This window comes from Streptomyces sp. NPDC013187 (assembly GCF_042899705.1).
GTDB lineage: Bacteria > Actinomycetota > Actinomycetes > Streptomycetales > Streptomycetaceae > Streptomyces > Streptomyces hawaiiensis_A.
This window is the reverse complement of sequence record NZ_JBIBAF010000016.1, coordinates 93,743-111,047: the sequence shown is the minus strand read 5'-3', so window position 1 is coordinate 111,047 and position 17,305 is coordinate 93,743. Positions and strand designations below refer to the sequence as shown.

The 17,305-nt window shown below is 69.6% G+C and carries 17 protein-coding genes; 1 reads left to right on the top strand and 16 read right to left on the bottom strand.

Translation table 11 applies throughout. The annotated features are described in order from the left end of the window. Positions 1 to 52: 52 nt before the first annotated feature. The 15 genes from ACFY5B_RS30715 to ACFY5B_RS30645 all read right to left on the bottom strand — a co-directional run bounded on the left by ACFY5B_RS30715 (position 53) and on the right by ACFY5B_RS30645 (position 14,760). Positions 53 to 2,536, bottom strand: coding sequence for a Flp family type IVb pilin (locus ACFY5B_RS30715; protein WP_389975592.1), 2,484 nt, complete (start codon positions 2,534 to 2,536; stop codon positions 53 to 55). Between the two features lie 202 nt (positions 2,537 to 2,738). Beyond that, entirely contained in the window at positions 2,739 to 3,389 is a 651-nt protein-coding gene (locus ACFY5B_RS30710) for an OmpA family protein (protein ID WP_389975589.1), read from the bottom strand. Positions 3,390 to 3,397: 8 nt separating this feature from the next. Next, complete coding sequence (locus ACFY5B_RS30705; protein ID WP_389975586.1) at positions 3,398 to 3,982, bottom strand: hypothetical protein; 585 nt, start codon at positions 3,980 to 3,982, stop codon at positions 3,398 to 3,400. Between the two features lie 34 nt (positions 3,983 to 4,016). Further along, positions 4,017 to 4,613, bottom strand: coding sequence for a pilus assembly protein TadG-related protein (locus tag ACFY5B_RS30700; protein WP_389975584.1), 597 nt, complete (start codon positions 4,611 to 4,613; stop codon positions 4,017 to 4,019). Beyond that, positions 4,613 to 4,843, bottom strand: coding sequence for a hypothetical protein (locus ACFY5B_RS30695; protein ID WP_389975582.1), 231 nt, complete (start codon positions 4,841 to 4,843; stop codon positions 4,613 to 4,615). The genes ACFY5B_RS30700 and ACFY5B_RS30695 overlap by 1 nt, the downstream gene beginning before the upstream one ends. Positions 4,844 to 4,988: 145 nt before the next feature. Further along, entirely contained in the window at positions 4,989 to 5,957 is a 969-nt protein-coding gene (locus ACFY5B_RS30690) for a response regulator (RefSeq protein ID WP_389975579.1), read from the bottom strand. Positions 5,958 to 5,983: 26 nt separating this feature from the next. After that, entirely contained in the window at positions 5,984 to 7,408 is a 1,425-nt protein-coding gene (locus ACFY5B_RS30685; RefSeq protein ID WP_389975844.1) for a sensor histidine kinase, read from the bottom strand. 507 nt (positions 7,409 to 7,915) lie between these two features. Further along, on the bottom strand, positions 7,916 to 8,803 hold the full coding sequence (locus tag ACFY5B_RS30680; RefSeq protein ID WP_003992659.1) for a DUF5936 domain-containing protein: 888 nt from the start codon (positions 8,801 to 8,803) through the stop codon (positions 7,916 to 7,918). A 16-nt stretch (positions 8,804 to 8,819) separates the two neighbouring features. Further along, entirely contained in the window at positions 8,820 to 9,764 is a 945-nt protein-coding gene (locus tag ACFY5B_RS30675) for a type II secretion system F family protein (RefSeq protein ID WP_389975576.1), read from the bottom strand. Between the two features lie 9 nt (positions 9,765 to 9,773). Further along, positions 9,774 to 11,111 carry a CpaF family protein gene (locus ACFY5B_RS30670; RefSeq protein WP_389975573.1) on the bottom strand — a complete coding sequence of 446 codons (1,338 nt, stop codon included), beginning with the start codon at positions 11,109 to 11,111 and terminating at the stop codon, positions 9,774 to 9,776. 24 nt (positions 11,112 to 11,135) lie between these two features. Then, positions 11,136 to 11,495: a TadE/TadG family type IV pilus assembly protein gene (locus ACFY5B_RS30665; protein WP_389975570.1), complete on the bottom strand. Its 360-nt coding sequence runs from the start codon at positions 11,493 to 11,495 to the stop codon at positions 11,136 to 11,138. Then, entirely contained in the window at positions 11,492 to 11,821 is a 330-nt protein-coding gene (locus tag ACFY5B_RS30660; protein ID WP_389975842.1) for a pilus assembly protein, read from the bottom strand. The genes ACFY5B_RS30665 and ACFY5B_RS30660 overlap by 4 nt, the downstream gene beginning before the upstream one ends. Positions 11,822 to 11,873: 52 nt before the next feature. After that, on the bottom strand, positions 11,874 to 13,106 hold the full coding sequence (locus tag ACFY5B_RS30655) for a CpaE family protein (protein WP_389975567.1): 1,233 nt from the start codon (positions 13,104 to 13,106) through the stop codon (positions 11,874 to 11,876). Positions 13,107 to 13,115: 9 nt separating this feature from the next. After that, positions 13,116 to 13,823 carry a Flp pilus assembly protein CpaB gene (cpaB, locus tag ACFY5B_RS30650; RefSeq protein WP_389975564.1) on the bottom strand — a complete coding sequence of 236 codons (708 nt, stop codon included), beginning with the start codon at positions 13,821 to 13,823 and terminating at the stop codon, positions 13,116 to 13,118. A gap of 70 nt (positions 13,824 to 13,893) precedes the next feature. Then, the gene (locus ACFY5B_RS30645; protein ID WP_389975561.1) at positions 13,894 to 14,760 is read right to left on the bottom strand and encodes a hypothetical protein; all 867 of its coding nucleotides are present in this window, start codon (positions 14,758 to 14,760) and stop codon (positions 13,894 to 13,896) included. 309 nt (positions 14,761 to 15,069) lie between these two features. On the opposite strand from ACFY5B_RS30645, the gene ACFY5B_RS30640 reads away from it, so the two are divergent. Further along, complete coding sequence (locus ACFY5B_RS30640; RefSeq protein ID WP_389975558.1) at positions 15,070 to 16,758, top strand: chitinase; 1,689 nt, start codon at positions 15,070 to 15,072, stop codon at positions 16,756 to 16,758. Positions 16,759 to 16,795: 37 nt separating this feature from the next. Here the strand turns inward: ACFY5B_RS30640 and ACFY5B_RS30635 are convergent, their stop codons facing one another. Beyond that, positions 16,796 to 17,299 carry a hypothetical protein gene (locus ACFY5B_RS30635; RefSeq protein WP_389975555.1) on the bottom strand — a complete coding sequence of 168 codons (504 nt, stop codon included), beginning with the start codon at positions 17,297 to 17,299 and terminating at the stop codon, positions 16,796 to 16,798. Between the last annotated feature and the right edge of the window lie 6 nt (positions 17,300 to 17,305).

The window sequence follows — 17,305 nt, the reverse complement described above, 5'->3', positions numbered from 1 at the left end:
GGGTGACGGTTCCGGGCCGTCACTCTCCTTCTCGTCTTCATCCCGGCGCCTTTCATCCCAGGCCCAGGTACTCCAACGCCCCCTTGGGATTGTCGTTCATCCGCTTCCAGTCGATTTCCTCACCTCGACTGTACTTCGCCTCCAGCGCCCGTTGCATGTCACCCAGCTGCTTGGCCGTGAAACTCGCATCACCGATACGAGCGTCAACTCCCTTCTCGTTCATGAGCTGGGCAGGAGAGACTTTCTGCCCCTTGATGGGCCGGAAAACCTCAGTCCACTTATCAGGCTTGTCGATCTCGACTCGAGTCGCCCTGCCCGGGTTCGTCTTCTTCCACTCGGAGAGTGTGTTGATCTTCCCGACGAATTCCGGCTGACGCGTCGGGTTCACCGTGTTCTTCACTTCGACCAGGTGCACCCTGCCGTCCCGCCCCTTGTACAGAACATCGGCGTCCGGCACGTTCGAAACATCCACGGTTTCTCCGGGCGCGACCTCGACCTGACGCCGGTTGTGTTCCGAGCCGACAGCGGTGTGCACGGTGCTGTCGGGCGCCGCGTCCTCCGAGGCGCGCCGCACGCCGCGCACCTCGGCAAGCATCTCCTCGAGCCTGCTGGCGGTACGCGCGTTGGTCACCTCGGAACCGAGCTTGCTCGCGCCCGCCCGATCGACGTTCTGGCGTCCTGCGAGATCAGTGAGCTCGTCGAGCGCGGCCGTCGCCTGGTCCTTGCCGATCTCCTTCTTGCCGGGGTTCTTCTTGGCGTTCCTGACGAAGTCGTCGATGTTGCGCTCGTCGATACTGAGCCTGCCCTGCTTGATGGCGGCCTTAGCCGCCTCCGCCTGGGCCTCCAACGCCAGTTGCTGTGCCTCGTCCGCTTTCTCCCGGGCATCCTGGGCCCCCTCCTTGGCCTCCTCGTCACAGCCGTCCTGGGCGAGGACGACGTACGGGGAGCCGGACGGGCCGGCGGCGAGGACCGTGGTGCCTGTGCCGGAGGAGCCCGTGAGGAGGCCAGGGGTGGTCCCACGGGGGTTGCCGCCGTACGGGATCCGGCGAGCCGGCGCGGCGATGGTGCAGCCCGACTCGCGGGCCTGCTTCTCGGCCGCGTCCGCCGCCTCGTCGGCCTCCTTCGCCGCCTTCCGAGCGCCCTCGGCATCGCCCGCCTCGGCGGCTTTGCGGGCCTTCTGCGCCGCGTCCGCCGCCTTGTCGAGGGATTCGCCTACCTCGGCCAGCTTCTCGAACTTGGTGAACTTCGTGATGGTCTTCGGGCTGAAGATGCCGATGACGCCGACCACGGTGTTGCCGATGGAGGCGCCGTAGTTGCCCTTCTCCCAGTTCTCCTTGTCGACGAACGTGTCGACCGCCAGGTCGGACACGAAGTCCTCGGGCGAGTTGACCCAGCCCCATACGGAGGAGACGTAGTTCCCCTTGTCCCACTTCTCGCCCAGTTCGTCGGCCTTCTCACCCCACCAGTCCGTGGTGTAGCCCTGCAGGCCGTTCCAGGTGTCCTTGACCGAGCCGACCGGGTCGCTGACGACGTCCATGGTGTCGGCCAGGAAGCTCTTGGCCGGGGCCACGAAGAAGCCCCGGACATGGTCCATGAACGTTCGGTCGTGGCGTTCCTGGTCATGTACGTCGTCCCAGAGGGACTTGTCCTCGAACGGTCCCGGAGCGAGTGGAACCGTGTCGTTCGGGCCCGCGCCGTCGTAGGTGATGATCTGGGCCGACGCGGGGATGCCTCCGCCGTCCGTGTCACCAACGCCCGTGCCTGTGCTCGTGCCGCCGGCCTCGGTGCCTGCCTGGCCGGCCGCACCGCCCTGGACGCCCGAGCCGCCTTGGGTGCCAGAATCGCCTTGGGCGTCCGAGCCACCTTGGGGGTCCGAGCCACCTCGGGGGTCCGAGCCACCTTGGGGGTCCGAATCGCCCTGCCTCGGGGCGTCGTTGTTCCCGGCCGCGCCTGTCTCCGTACCATCGCCCTGCGGTGCGGGGCAGGCCGTGCCCGTCACCGAGCAGACCGCCGACCGGATGCCGTCGGCGATACGCCCGCCGAGGCCGCCCACCGACAGCGCGACGATGATCGTGGCGACCACCGCGATGAGCCCCGCGTACTCCACCGCGGTCTGGCCCTCGTCCCGTCGCCAGCGGATCATTCTCCCCAGGCTGAACGGCCGCCGCTGCTCCCTGTCCTGCGGAGCGCTCTCGAACCACTCACGCGATCGGGCCCGGCGCAACAGCACGCTGACCGCGACCGGAATCGCCGCCTGCGTGACGCCCCGCAGATCACCGTGCAACAGCGTGCCGAGCGACAGCCACACGATCCACGCCTGTACGGCGATCAGTGCGCGGCTCGTCCACACCCCGCCCCGCCACAGGCGCCGGGCCAGGTAGATGCCGGCCACGCTGGGCAGTGAGTCGTACGCCAGGATCCCGAAGATCTCCCCGGAGTAGTACGTCACCACCGACAGCACGGTGACCACGTACAGCACCGTCAGCGCGAACTGGACCCACAGCAGTACCTGCGCCCAGCCCAGCTCCGTCGGCAACGGCGAACGCCGTCCCCAGGGCGGGCTGTTCTGCGCACCCCCTATTCCGCGCGGGGGTATCCGGTCACCGGCAGGGGACATGTGCGACCTCGGCTCAGCTCGATAAACGGCCGTTCAAGACGGATACCGAGCCGAGGCTAAGGAACGTCGATCACTCACGCATGGGCCCGTGGCCCCAACCCCGGGCCCATTTCGCGCCGACTCAACTCTCCGTGCGCGGAAAGGAGACCTCGACCCGGCGGTTCTTCTTGCGGCCGGTTTCCGAGGAGTTGTCGGCGATGGGGTACTGCTCGCCGTAGCCACGGACCTCGTAGGTGACGTTGGAGTCGGTCAGTTCCTGGTCGAGGACGTTCTGTACGGCGTCTGCGCGCTTCTTTGAGAGGACGTCGCCGTGGGCGGAGGAACCGAGGTTGTCCGTGAAACCGAAGACGCGGACCTTCGTCGCGTTCTGCGTCTTGATCTCCTCGGCGATCGCGGAGATACGGGCCTTTGCCTCGCCGCTGAGTTTCGCGCTGTCCTTGCCGAAGAGGACCTCGGCCTGGAGGGCGAATTTGACGTCGGCGTTGGTGTCTTCGCGGCGTTCGTCGCCGCTTTGGTCTTCTACGACCTGTTTGATGTCCAGGACCTTGGATTCGGCGAGGGTGGCGCCTTCGGGGAGCTTCAGGTCGGGGTCGTTGGGGTCGACCTCGACTGGGGCGGAGGCGGAGGCCTCGGTGCCGGGCGGCACGCCAGGGGTTTCGTCGGCGTGAGCCGAGACGGCGCCGTAGAGGTTCGAGGCGACGATGAGGCCGGCGGCGGTGAGGACCAGGGTGAGGCGTGGGGTCGCCGGTCGGGTGCGGGTGCGGGTCTTCATGGCTCGCCTCACCCGGAGATCTTGATCGTGCCGCTGGAGAAGGTCGGCAGTTGCAGGGTCGCGTCTGTGGTACTGGTGGGGGGCGCAGGGAATTGCATGAATACCGGAAGGGTCTGGCCGGCTTTCAGCGTTCCGAAGCCGGTAGTCGTCAGTGGCCGTCCTTCCGTGTCGCGGAGCACGTAGTAGCGCTTCTTCCCTTTGGAATCCACGAGTGTGGCGCCACCCAGGGAAGGGCCGTGTTTGATGACTTCTGTCTCATCGCCGCTCATCTGAGACGGGATGACTACCGATTTCGCCCCGTCGTTCTTCAGGTTTCCGCTCACAGTGATGAACCCGCCCGCGTCTCTGGCTGCGGAGGTGACCTGGAGAAGAAGCCCTTCTGTGCCTTTGAGTTCGGCCAAGGGCGTCTCGGACTGCCCCTCCTGAGCACTCGGCTGAGATCCGCCTCCCTTGGAAGCGGAAGCCGAAGGGTTCGGCTTCTTGTCCTCGCCGTCACCACCCCCGCCACAGCCGGCTGCCCCGAGGGCCAGTCCGGCCACGACGGTCAACGCGACGATCCCCCTGCGGGCGTTCCCCGTGAACCGAATGCTCATCTGTAGGCTTCCTTCATCACTCGTCGTTCGCTAGTCAGTCGGCCAGGTGGACGTCGAAGAGGTCCTCGGGCGCTGGGAGATCTGTGAGGTCGTCGGGCTTCAGAATCCACTTCTGACCCGAGCAGTCGAGCGTGGGCAGTGCATCTGCTGGGGCGTTCCCCGCCGGATCCTCGAAACTGCAACGCGACTCGATCACCGCTATGGCGGAGGCTTCCGCGTACTGGTTCTCCGTGCCTGGGACGATGGACTTCCCAACGGGTTTACTGGACTGGACGTCAACTTCGTAGCTCAAGGGCCGGGGGCCCGGCCCGCAACTCTGCACTTCGGCATCGTTGTGCGCCGCAAAGTGGGTCGCACGTCCGCACCCGTCGAGTGCTGCACCACGGCCGTTGAAGATGTCATCCCACGTGCCGGGGTCGAGCACCTTCTCAAGCCACTCACCTGCGAGCTTGTCCCGGGTGTCCTGGGCTGCCGCGAGCGCCGCCGCATCGGCGGCTGTCTGGGCACCACTCCGATTCACCGCAGCCTGTCCAACCGCGAAGTAGGCCAACGCAAGGAAGAGCAGGCCTGCCACCATCGTGATGTAGATGGGGAAGGCCTGCCCTGCGTCACCACACCTGCGCGTTTGCATCAGGTGATCTCGTTGATCTTCTCCTGGATCTTGTTGAGGATCGTCTGACCGATGTTCGTGCCCGTGATCGCCAGCACGATCGCCACCACCACCGCGATGATGCCCAGGTACTCGACCGCCGTCTGGCCCTTGTCGGCGGTGCGGCGCTGCATCGCCTCGACCGTCGTGTTCTTCCAGCCGTTCACACGGACCTTGGTCGCGACGGCGGTCTTCAGCATCAGGTCGCTCATGGTGTTCCCCTCCGGGTTCGGCTGTGTCGTTCTCGACACGAGCAACGTACGGCGGGACGCCCTGTCCGGCAGAGGGCCCCAGGACCCAATTCCGGGCCCAATCGCTAGGGCCCAACGGGTTGTTCCCCCATCGCGTCACCGGAAGTCACCCCCGTCCCCGACGTGTGTCCGGCGCCGTGCCGATCCACTTCGCGGCGGCCTCGGAGCGGCTTGTGCTGTGCAGCTTGGCGAAGATGCGGTTGATGTGGTTCTTGACGGTTTTCTCGCTGATGAAGCACGTGGCGGCGATCTGCTGGTTGTTCATGCCGGACGCGATGAGGTCCATGATCTCCGCCTCCCTCGTGCTCAGTTGGAACCGCGACCTGTCGGGAGCGGCCGGACGGCCACTCGTCCACTCTGACGAAGACTGTCCCACATGCGGTTGCATGTGCGAAAGGTTTTCTGAAGAAGTGGGCGGGGGTGGGATGTAGGGAGGAGTGAAGTGCGCTGGCAGCGACGGACTTTGAGGTCGCTTATCCGATTTTGCGGAAGTGGAAATTCCGTATGCAGTCGCACTCGATGCCTCGCCCAAGCCCTCCGGCAGGGGCGGGGCCGGGGTCTGGTCCTGGCGGAGTTGGGCCAGCAGGGCGCCCGCCGCCGTAGGGGTGAAGTGGGCCCTGCCCTCCTTGATGTCCCGTACGGCGTCGACCAGCTGGTCGGCCGTGAACTCGCCGTGGACCAGGTAGCCGCCCGCTCCCCGGCGCAGGGCCTCCTGGACGATTTCCGACTCCCTGCTGTAGGTCAGCATCACGACCGGGGCGATCCGCACCAGGTACGGGAGGGCCGAAATGCCGTCCACGCCGGGCATGCGGACGTCGAGGAGGATGACGTCCGGGCGGTGCTGGCGGGTGGCCTCGTAGGCCTCGCGGCCGTCGGCGGCCTCCGCCACGACCTCGATGTCCGCACGGCCGGAGAGCAGGGCGGTGAGGCCGGCCCGGACGACCGGGTTGTCGTCCACCACGACGACCCGGAGGCGGCGGGCCGGCCCTGGCGGCTGCGGGAGCGGGAGGTCGGCGAACGGGTGGTGCGGTGGCGGCTGCGGGGCGCCGGTCGGGTGGGGCGTCTGGTCCGGCATCGGGGGCCTCCTCTCGAGTCGTGGGGTCATGCGGTGGGGGTGGTCAGGGCGGCCAGGGGAAGTTCCAGGCGGACCTCCGTGCCCTGAGAGTGGCCGCCGCGTCCTATGCGGATGCGGGCGCCGACCGATGCGGCGCGTTCGACCATGCCGACCAGGCCGAAGTGGCCCGCTCGGCGGAGTTGTTCGAGGGTGGTTCCAGGGGGAAGGCCGAGGCCGTCGTCGTAGACACTGATGCGGAGCAGGTCGCCGTGGACGCCCGCGCTGACGTCGACTCGGGTGGGTCGGGCGTGGCGGTGGGCGTTCTCCATGGCTTCCGAGGCGATGGTGAGGAGTTGGCGGGCCACAGCCGGCGGGACGGGGGGTACGGCGTGGGCGCCGGTGGGGCGGTAGACCGCCGGGAGACCGGTGCGGGTGCTGAAGTCCCGGGTGCGGGCGGCGAGTTCGACCAGGACGTCCGTGGCCTGGGTCGGGTCCGATTCGCGGCGCAGGTCGGCCAGGAGTTCCCGGGACTCCGCGGCGGCCCGACGGGCCGAGCGGGCGACCAGTGCCGCCTGCTGTCTCACCAGGGCCAGATCCATGCGGTCGGCGTTCGCCGAGGTGGTCAGGCCGTCGGCGGCCAGGGCCACGCCATGCAGGGTCTTCGCGACCGAGTCGTGCATCTCGCGGGCCAGACGGGCGCGTTCGGCGCTGACTGCTTCCGTCACGGCGAGCCTGGCTTGGACGGTGGTGAGGGCCTGGGTGGCGGCGCCGAAGCGGAGCAGCAGGTTGCGGAGGCTGGAACCGACGGCGCCGGCGATGACACAGAGGCCGGGCAGGAGGGCGGACTCGGTGATGCCGGGTGCCGGGTCCTCCTGTGCCGCGTGGATGAGGAGCAGGAGGAGGGCCTGGAGGGAGGCGAAGACCGCCGCGCCGCGCCAGCCGTAGACCAGGCCTGCCAGGAGCGGGGTGCAGACGCTGACGTAGGCGAGGGTGCTGTCGGGGCCGGCGGCGATGAGGAGCAGGGCGCCGAAGAGGGTGTCCGCGGCGAGGAGGGAGGGGTGGCGCAGGAGGAGGGGGCCGAAGCGTTCCCAGTCCCGAAAGAGGACGTAGGAGGTCATGAAGGTGACGACCACAGCCGCGCCGACCAGGCGGGTGGGCAGGCCGTCGTTCGCGTTGACGAGGGCGGTGGGGGTCGCCAGGGCGATCATGGCAAGGCGGAAGCCGAAGACCTGGCGGCACATGGCCTGGAGGGCGTTGACCTGGATGTCGATCGCGGGGCCGGCGGTGTGGGTGGTGTCCCGGCCTTCGGCCGGGAGCTGATGCGCGGCCGCACCACCCGGGCGGCCGTCGTCGCCGGGTGCGCGTGGCCCCTGCGGGGGCGCGGCGCCATCGGCGGCCGATCGGCCGTTCACCGACGGTTGCGACTCACCGTTCGCGTGTCGCTCCGGTGCGCCGCCTTCGCCCGTCGGCAGCGGACCCGGCGCAGGAGCATCCACCGCGTGCCGCTCCCGTGCGCCACCCTCGGCCGTCGGCAACAGACCCGACGCAGGAGCATCCACCGCGTGCCGCTGCTCCCGTGCGCCACCCTCGGCCGTCGGCAACAGACCCGACGCAGGAGCATCCACCGCGTGCCGCTCCCGTGCGCCACCCTCGGCCGTCGGCAGCGGACCCGGCGCAGGAGCGTCCGCCGCGGCCCCCCACTGCACCCCGGCCTTCCGCCGTCCGCCCCCCTTGATCCGCAGCGTCGGCTCACCGCTGATGCCCAGCGTCTGCTCCCCGCCCACCGCCGCTTCCCACCCCGGTGGCAGCGCAGGCGTCACCGATGTCACGGGTACGTCCGGTGCGCCCGTGCGGACATGCGCCGGCAGCACCGTCCCGGCGGGGGGCGTCGTGATCTCCGGTGTCTGCTCGGCCCGGCGGCGTCGACGGCCCAGCAGCCCTGTCCGCTCCCCTGTCATCGACATACCGTCGCCCCTCCCCTACTTCCCCGTGACCGAGCCGAAGTCCGTGCCCGAGCCGAGGATCAGGCCTGCGCCGAGCAGGAGCATGGTGGCCGGGACCATGAAGGTCGTGATCATCATCGTGGCCTTGGGGACGGCCCGGGCCGCCTTGCGGCGGGCGTTCTGCGCGTCCGTACGCCGCATGTCCTTGGCGAGGGACACCAGCGTGTCGACGATCGGCGCGCCCAGTTCCTCGCCCTGCTGCAGCGCCGTCACGAACATCGCCACCTGCTCGGAGTCGTTGCGGCGGCGCAGTTCCGCGAAGGCCTGGCGACGGCTCATGCCGAGATCCATCTGACGCAGGGTGATGCGCAGTTCGTCAGCCCAGGGGCCCTCGTAGCGGGAGGCGACCCGGTCCAGCGCCTGGCGGAATCCGAGGCCCGCGCTCACCACGACGGCGAGGACGTCCAGGAAGTCCGGCAGGGTCCGTTCGATGACGTCCTTGCGGATGCGGATCGCCGACCAGATGCCGACCTCCGTCCAGAACGCCCCGAACGCCAGCAGGAGCAGGGCGACCAGCAGTTGGCCGCGCATGAGGAAGACCAGGAATCCCACGGCCCCGAGGAAGCCGTAGACCGCGCGCCGTGCCGCGTACCGGTCGATCGTCAGGCCGCCGGGGTTGCCCGCGAGGTCGATCTTGCGGCGGTACTTCGCCACCTGCTTCGGGCCCATCAGACGCAGCACCGCGGGCGCGTAGCGCATGCCGAGGCGGTCGATGAGCGAGTCGACCGCGCCGGTGCGGGTGGAGCCGACCTCCAGCGCCAGGGCGAGGTCGCCGGGCAGTTTGGCCTCCGCCCGGTACATGCGGATACCGGCGAAGACGCCCCAGACGCTGAGGCCCATCAGCAGGGCGAGGAGCAGTCCCATGGTTGCCTCCGGGCTCTCAGACGTCGATGCGGGACAGGCGGCGGATGAGGACGAAGCCCACGGCGTAGAGCGAGAAGGCGATGATGACCGCCGCCTGGCCGAAGGCGGAGCCGGTCATGCGGTCCAGGGCGCCGTCCTTGACCCCGTTCATGAGGAACAGGGAGCCGACGCCCAGGACCGGGACGGCGTACGACGTCATGTTGACCTGGGAGAGCTGGGTGCGGACCTCGCGCCGGGTCTCCTTGCGCTCCTCCAGGGTCTCCGTCAGATTGCGCAGGGCGCTGACCACCTGACCACCGGCCCGGTTGGACAGGACCAGTGTGGTGACGAGGACGACCAGTTCGCGGGACGGGAGGCGGTCGGCCATTTCGGCCAGCGCGTCGTCCATCGAGGCGCCGACCGCCAGCTGTGCGGCGACCTTGCCCAGTTCCTCTCCCGCCGGGGCCTCCATCTCCTCCGCCGCCATCCCGATCGCCGTACGCAGGGCCAGTCCCGCCTGGGTGGCGTTGGCGAGGATCCGGGCCATCTCGGGGAGCTGGTTGATGAACTTCTCGATGCGTTTCTGGCGTTGCCAGTTGAGGAACTGGACGGCGACCCCGATGCCGAGCAGACCCGCCAACGGCCCGAAGAACGGTGCCAGGGCCGCCTGGCCGATCAGCCACAGGCCCGCGACCGTGGCCAGCATGTAGACGAAGAACTCGCCCGGGGTGATGTCCAGGCCGGTCGCCGCGAGGCGGAGCTCCAGTTTCTTGCCGATCTTGGTTCGTCGCAGACGGCGGTCGATCCCTCGGAAGTTGCGGCGCCGGCCGCCGGCCGGGATCTGACCCGTGGCGGACAGGCGGTCGACCAGGGCCTGCCGTTGTGCCTTGCCCATGGCGTAGGAGTGCAGGCCGGCGACCACGAGGACGCAGGTCAGCAGCGTGACGCCGGTGGTGAGCGTGATGAGCGATTGCAGTTCCATCGGTCGGTCCTACCTGGCTTCTCGGGTGGCTAGCTGGTCCGCCGAGCGAGCGATGCCGAACGCCTGCGGGAGGGGCTGGCTCGCCATGTAGAGGCGGTCGGCGGTGCGGCGCGGGAGCGGGAAGTACTCGAAGGCTCCGTGGATACGGCCGTCGGAGGTCATGGGCCGTGCGTGGAAGCGGGCGACCGTGACCAGGCGGTAAGGGTCGCTGCCGTGGCTGTCCATCAGCGCGATCTCGGTGATGCGGCGGGCGCCGTCCGCGAACCGGGTCAGCTGCACGATGACGTCGACCGCGCTGTTGATCTGGTCGTGCAGCGCCACGAAGGGGATCTCCACGTCCGACATGGACGCCAGGGTCTGCAGTCGCATCAGCGCGTCCTCGGCGCTGTTGGCGTGGACGGTGGCCAGCGAGCCGTCGTGGCCGGTGGACATCGCCTGGAGCATGTCGAGGGACTCGCCGCCGCGGACCTCACCGACGACGATCCGGTCGGGGCGCATGCGCAGGGAGTTGCGGACGAGGTCGCGAATGGTGATCTGGCCCTTGCCCTCGACGTTCGGCGGGCGCGACTCCAGGCGGATGACGTGGGGCTGCTGGAGCTGGAGTTCGGCGGAGTCCTCGATGGTGATGATGCGTTCGCCCTCGGGGATGAGGCCGGAGAGCGCGTTGAGCAGCGTCGTCTTGCCGGTGCCCGTCGCGCCCGAGACGATGATGTTGAACTTCGCCTGCACCAGGCCCGCCAGCAGGTACAGCATGTGTTCGTCGAGCGAGCCGAGTCCGATCAGTTCCTGGAGCGTGAAGGAGCGCGGGAAGCGGCGGATGGTGAGGGTGGCGCCGGTCAGGGACAGCGGCGGGATGATGACGTTGACTCGCTCACCGGAGGGGAGGCGGGCGTCGACCATCGGGTTCGACTCGTCCACGCGGCGGTTGACCGTCGAGACGATCCGCTCGATCGTCTGCATGAGCTGGTCGTTGGACGCGAAGCGCAACGGCAGCTGCTCGACCCGTCCCCCGCGCTCCACGAAGATCGCGTCGGGGCCGTTCACCATGATCTCGGTGATGGACGCGTCCTCCAGGAGCGGTTCCAGGATGCCGAGGCCCAGTGCCTCGTCGACCACCCTGCGGATCAGCTGCGAGCGCTCCACCGTCGACAGGACCGGGCCCTCGCGGCTGATGATGTGCCCCAGCACCCGCTCCAGCCGGGCCCGGCGCTCGGCGGCGGCCAGCGAACTCATCTCCGCGAGGTCGATCTCCTCCAGGAGCTTGGCCCGGTAGGAGGCGACCATGTGGCCGTCCTCGCCCCGGTTGCCGTTCTCCTCGGGGGTGTTGATGCGTGCTCGCAGGCTCATGAGTCAGGTGCTCCTAGCTCTTGCTCAGTGGTCGCGCGGCATCGTCGCGGTCTTGACGGCCGGGTCGAACGTCCAGCCCGGCACGAGGGACGGGATCTGCACGGTGGCCGTGACGGTGACCTCTTCCCCGCCGGTCGGCGGGGAGCAGCTCGTCCCGTCGGCCAGCCAACTGCTCACCGCGGCCTTGCAATCCGCTTCGGACGGCCCTGCCAGCGACGCGCTGCGCGCCCCCGTCCGGGCCGCCGTGCCCGCCTGCTGGGCGGTGTAGGCGATCAATCCGAGCTGTACGGCCCCCAGGGCGACGATCAGCAGGATCGGCAGGAAGCCGATGTACTCGATGGCGACCTGGCCGCGGTCGCGGCGGCCCTTGCGGATACCGGTCATCTCGGTTTCGCCTCCTCGACCGCCCCGGCGTGGCCGTGGACCGTGAACCCGAAGGACAGCGTGCCGGGGAAGAGGACCGGGACCTCCAGGCCCACGTCGGCCGTCACGTAGCCCGAGCCGTCGCAGGTCACCTCGGCCCCGGAGCGCCACGCGTCCGACAGATGCTTGAGCCCGGCCGCCTCGCACACGCCCTGCCGCACCCCCGGTTCCGCCGCCGTCCCCTGCCGTACGGCCTCGTCCGCGGCGTTGCCCGCGAGGACGAAGGTGTAGCCGACGAGGACGGCCTGCCACAGGGCGATCAGCGTCACGATGATCGTCGGTGTCATGCCGAGGAACTCGATCGTCACCTGACCCCTGTCCCGCTCTCTTGAAAGCACCTCACCCCTCCCTCCTCCGCCGGAAGCCCACCGCCCCCCGGCCCCCCTTCTGGGCACCGTCCGGGGCCTTGACCAGTCCCAGCTCCCCCGCCAGACCCCACAGGGCCTGCTTCACGGAGCTCTTGTTCTCCAGTTCGTGGATACGGCCCGCGTCCACGACGCTCTGGAGTTCTTTGAAGTTGGCGGGGACGACGGTGGCCGCGACCGCCGTGCCGGTGATCTTCTGGATCAGGGGCGGCTGGATCTCCGTGGCGCGTGAGTGCCGGTTGACGACGACGGTCGTCTCCTCGGCCTTGCGGATCTGCAGCCGGTCCCACATCCGCACGGCCCGTTTGGCGCCCCGTACGGCGACCACGTCCGGCGTGGTGACCAGCAGGGCCCGGTCGGCCATCTCCACGGCCGCCGCCCCGGCCCCGCCGAGCTGGGCGCCGCAGTCGATGACGACGACCTCGTAGCGGGAGCGCAGGGCGCTGACGATCTGCCGGGCGGCGCGGTCGGTGACGTCCTCGCCGCGTTCCCCTTCGGCGGGGGCGAGCAGCAGGGCGAGGCCGGTGTCGTGTCGGAACACCGCGTCGGCGAGGACGCGCGGGGAGATGTCGGTGATGGCGGCCAGGTCGACGACGGAGCGGCGGAACTGGACGTCCAGGTAGGAGGCGATGTCGCCGGTCTGGAGGTCCATGTCGACCAGGGCGGTGCTGCGGCCGGAGGCCTGGGCGGCGAGCGCGAGCTGGATCGCGGTGAGGGTGGCTCCGCTGCCGCCCTTGGCGCCGCTGACCGTGACGACGGTGCCGCCGACCCCGGTGAACACGTCGCCGCCGGCGCCCAGGTGGCGTCGTACACCGACGGACCACTGGGCGACCGCCTGGACGCGGCTGGCGAGTTCCTCGTAGCTGAGGGGCAGGGCGACCAGGCCGCGGGCGCCGTAGTCCATGGCGGCCTGGAAGAGGCCTGGGCTCGCGTCGGAGGTGACGAGGATGACGCCGACGGCCGGGAAGCGCAGGGCCACTTCGCGGATCAGTTCCAGTGCGGGGACCGGGCCGATCCGCTCGTGGACGATCACGACCTCCGGCAGCTCGTCGACCGACTCGGCGGCCAGCCGGGCCAGGGTGTCGATGAGCTGGGTGGAGTCGACCACGGGGGCGACGGGCTCGGCGTCCGGGAGCTGGCTGAGCAGTGTCGTGATCGACCGGACCGCGTCCGTGTCTCCGACTGCCGGGAGGATCCTCGTGGGCATGGCAGCCTCTCACTTGTCCTTCGCGAGTTCGTACGTCCGGTCCTTCTCGGGGACGGTGGTGTCGCTGCCGGGCGCGACGAGGGCGAGCCGGACCCGCTTGGCGAACGACTCGGCGTAGGTGATGCGCTGGGCGTCGAGGGCGGACAGTGCGAACGTGATCGGGACGGCTTCGGTGGGCTGCCGGGTGCGGTCGGACTCGTCGGGCTGGAGCGGGGTGAATTCGCCGACATCGAGGACCTTGGCGTCGGTGACGATGATCTTCGACTGGTCGGGGTCGCCCTCGCGGGCGCCCTCGAAGGTGGCGTAGACGTTGACCGAGGCACCGGGCGTGATCTTGCCGGCCACACCGGTCGCCGCGTCGATCATGATGGCGACCTCCTGCTGGCCCGGCTGGAGGGCCGGCCGGCGGACGATCATGTCCGACTGGAGCAGGGAGCCCGCTTCCAGCGTGGTGACGGCGATCTTGCCCTGTATCTCCCGCAGATCGGTGACCGCGTTGTCGGACAGCCACCGTTCGGGCATCTTGATCTTCTCGAACTGGCCCGTGGCGAGGGTGGTGTAGGGCGGCACGTCGGATTTCAGCCGGTAGGCGGTGACCTCGGGGCCGACCTTCGACTTCACGTCGCTGATGACGGAGAGCACGCCGGCGAAGGCGCCGAGGGCGCAGACGACCGACAGGAGCAGGAGAATCACGCCGCGGCGCTGACGGGAGTTCATGAACCGTACAACCTCGTTGGGGATATCGGTCGAGCGGGATCGGAACAGTGCTGACGAGCGGTGTCAGGCCTCAGCCGACGGCCGTTCGGCTCTCGAGCTGCTGGTGGGACGGGCTGTCGTGGACGGGTGGCGTGGCCGAGCAGAACACGCAGCGGTCCCCGATGACGTCGATGCCGCACCAGTGGCACCGGCTGCGCCGGACGGAGGTGACCAGCTGGTAGAGGACGGACAGGTCGGGCAGGTAGCTGCAGAACTCGATGAGCTTGCCGGTGCCCCACCAGCCGGGTGACTCGGCCGGGAGGGGGATCTCGCGCAGCCCCTGCACCTTCCAGGAGGGGGCGAGGGTGCCCGTGACCCAGTCGGACTGGAGCTGGCCCTTGGCGACCAGCATCCAGGTGCCGAACTCGGGGCCGGGGAGGGCGGCTTCGGGGGTGATCTTGACGAGGTGCGGCTCGGGGTGGGCGAGAACGCCGAACTGGCTGCCGGGCACCCAGGACTTGGCGTGCGACTTCAGGCCGACGGGGACGCGGTCGAGGCGGGCGACGGAGTTCAGCAGCGCGCCGGCGTGGATGTAGTGGACGAGCAGCCGGCCGGCCGAGGCGAGCACGCCGGGGCTGATGTCGCAGGAGGCGAGCTGGCGTAACTGACGGGCCAGGACGGCGAGTCCGAGAGGTGGCAGGTCCGGCCGGAACAGGGCGATGCGGTCGCTCTCCATGAGGGAGCGCAGGGTGTGCAGCCGGCGCCGCACCGCGGTGGGCGCGGCCTGCGAGCAGACCACGATCACATGCCCGTGGTGGTCGACCAGGGCCTGCATCTCGGCCAGCGCCTGCTCCAGGGGGCGTCGGTCGACGTCCCGCAGCACGACGGCGGGCAGGGTGCGTTCGTCCTGTGGCGGCAGCGCCATGTCGGCGCCGGTCACGGCAATGGCAGTTGGCACGCGCAGCTCCCCGTTTCCCCATGCCGGTCGGAACGCCGCGTGTCACTCCGGCGCACCGTGTCGACTTCACTGCGTGACTACCTCAGCACTGTATCCACGCCTCTGTGACCGGAGAACAGCGTTTGTGTAGCTGGAGAACAACTGCCGTTGCACAAGAGGCGTCAAAACGGGGCAGGTTGAGCATCTTGCCAGTCGTCTCGGTGGACCCGGGGCGGTCCAGGGTGAGGGGCCACGGCCCTGGGGGGCCACTGCTCGACCGGTTGGTCCGGACCTCTTGACAGTCGCTTTGGTCTGGACCATTTTCTTGTCATGTCCCCACACAGACGATCCCTGCGGCTGTGGTCGGGTGCCGTCACGGCTGCCCTGGCCCTCACTGTCACGACCGTCGGCCAGGCGAGCGCCGCCGACGTCGACAACGCCAGGAACGCCGGCTTCGAGTCGGGCCTGAGCGACTGGACCTGCTCGGCGGGCAGCGGCGCGACGGTCTCCTCCCCCGTCCGCACCGGCGCGGCCGCGCTGCGGGCGACCCCCTCGGGCCAGGACAACGCCCGGTGCTCCCAGAGCGTCCGGGTGAAGCCCGACTCGACGTACACGCTGGGCGCCTGGGTCCGGGGCGGGTACGCCTACCTCGGCGTGACGGGTACGGGCACGACGGACGTGTCCACCTGGACGCCCGACTCCTCCTCCTGGAAACAGCTGTCGACCACCTTCACCACGGGCTCCTCGACGACCTCGGTGACGGTGTACACGCACGGTTGGTACGGGCAGGCGGCCTACCACGCGGACGACGTGTCGGTGTTCGGCCCCGACGGCGGCGGGGGCACGGACCCGGGCCCGGCGATCCCGTCCGCGCCGGGTGGCCTGAACGTCTCCGGCACCACGTCCTCCTCGGTCTCCCTGGCGTGGAACACGGTCCCGGGAGCGACGGGTTACACCGTCTACCGCGACGGCACGAAAGTGACGGCGGTCTTGGGCACCTCGGCGACGGTGACCGGACTCGCGGCCTCGACGTCGTACTCCTTCCAGGTCACGGCGACCAACGGGGCCGGTGAGTCCCCAAAGTCGGCGGCCGTGACGGGCACCACGAACAAGCCGAACGGCCCGGGTCCCGCGCTGCCCGAGCACGCGGTGACCGGCTACTGGCAGAACTTCGACAACGGCGCGACGGTCCAGCGCATCTCGGACGTCCCGGCCGCCTACGACATCATCGCGGTGGCCTTCGCCGACGCCACGGGCACGCCCGGGGCGGTGTCCTTCACCCTGGACTCGGCCGGGCTGAAGGGCTACACGGTCGACCAGTTCAAGGCGGACGTGAGGGCGAAGCAGGCCGCGGGCAAGAAGGTCATCATCTCGGTCGGCGGGGAGCGCGGCACGGTGTCGGTCAACGACGCGGCATCGGCGACGAACTTCGCGAACAGCGTGTACTCCGTGATGCAGACCTACGGATTCGACGGCGTCGACATCGACCTGGAGAACGGCCTGAACGCGACCTACATGACGCAGGCGCTGCGCGCCCTGTCGGCGAAGGCGGGCCCCTCGCTCGTCCTCACGATGGCACCGCAGACGATCGACATGCAGTCCACGTCCAACGGCTACTTCCGGACCGCGCTGAACGTGAAGGACATCCTCACGGTCGTCAACATGCAGTACTACAACAGCGGTTCCATGCTCGGCTGCGACGGCAAGGTCTACAGCCAGGGCTCGGTCGACTTCCTGACGGCCCTGGCCTGCATCCAGCTGGAGAACGGCCTCGCCCCGTCCCAGGTCGGTCTGGGCCTGCCGGCCTCGACACGCGGGGCGGGCAGCGGCTACGTCTCGCCCACCGTGGTGAACAACGCCCTGGACTGTCTGACCAGGGCCACCGGCTGCGGCGCCTTCAAGCCGCCGCGGACGTACCCCGGCCTGCGCGGTGCGATGACGTGGTCGACCAACTGGGACGCCACGGCGGGCAACGCCTGGTCCGACGCGGTGGGACCGCATGTGCACGGGCTGCCGTAGCCACCGCTGACGTCGCCGGTGGGGTGCAGGGGGTGCCTCACCCCGCCGGCCGGTAGTGGCCCAGCACCCACGCCAGCTGCGGGAACCACTCCTGGAGCCGCGACCGGGGCCTGGCCTCCACCACGCACTCGAAGAACCGGCCGTCCATGTGGACCACGGCGACCATCAGCGCCTTGCCGCTCGGGCTCGCCTGGTAGTGGACGCTGCGGATCTCGGGCCAGCGGAACTCGATCGAGAGACCGGACGACTCGAAGGCGACGCCCGACGCGTCGACGACGACCGCGTTGCGCTTGTCGACGGCCAGGAAGTCCGGGCCGTCCACCGCCGGCTGCGGCGGCGCCTGGGCGTACGGCGGCTGCGACGGGGCCTGGGCGTACGGCTGCGGCTGCGGGGCCTGGGCGTACGGCGGCTGCTGCGGGGCCTGGGCGTACGGCTGCGGCTGCGGCTGCGGCTGCGGGGCCGTGTACGGGGGCTGCGCCGGCGCGTACTGCGGCGGGGGCGGGCCGAAGCCGGGGCCCGGGGGCGGGTACTGCTGGCTCATCCGTCG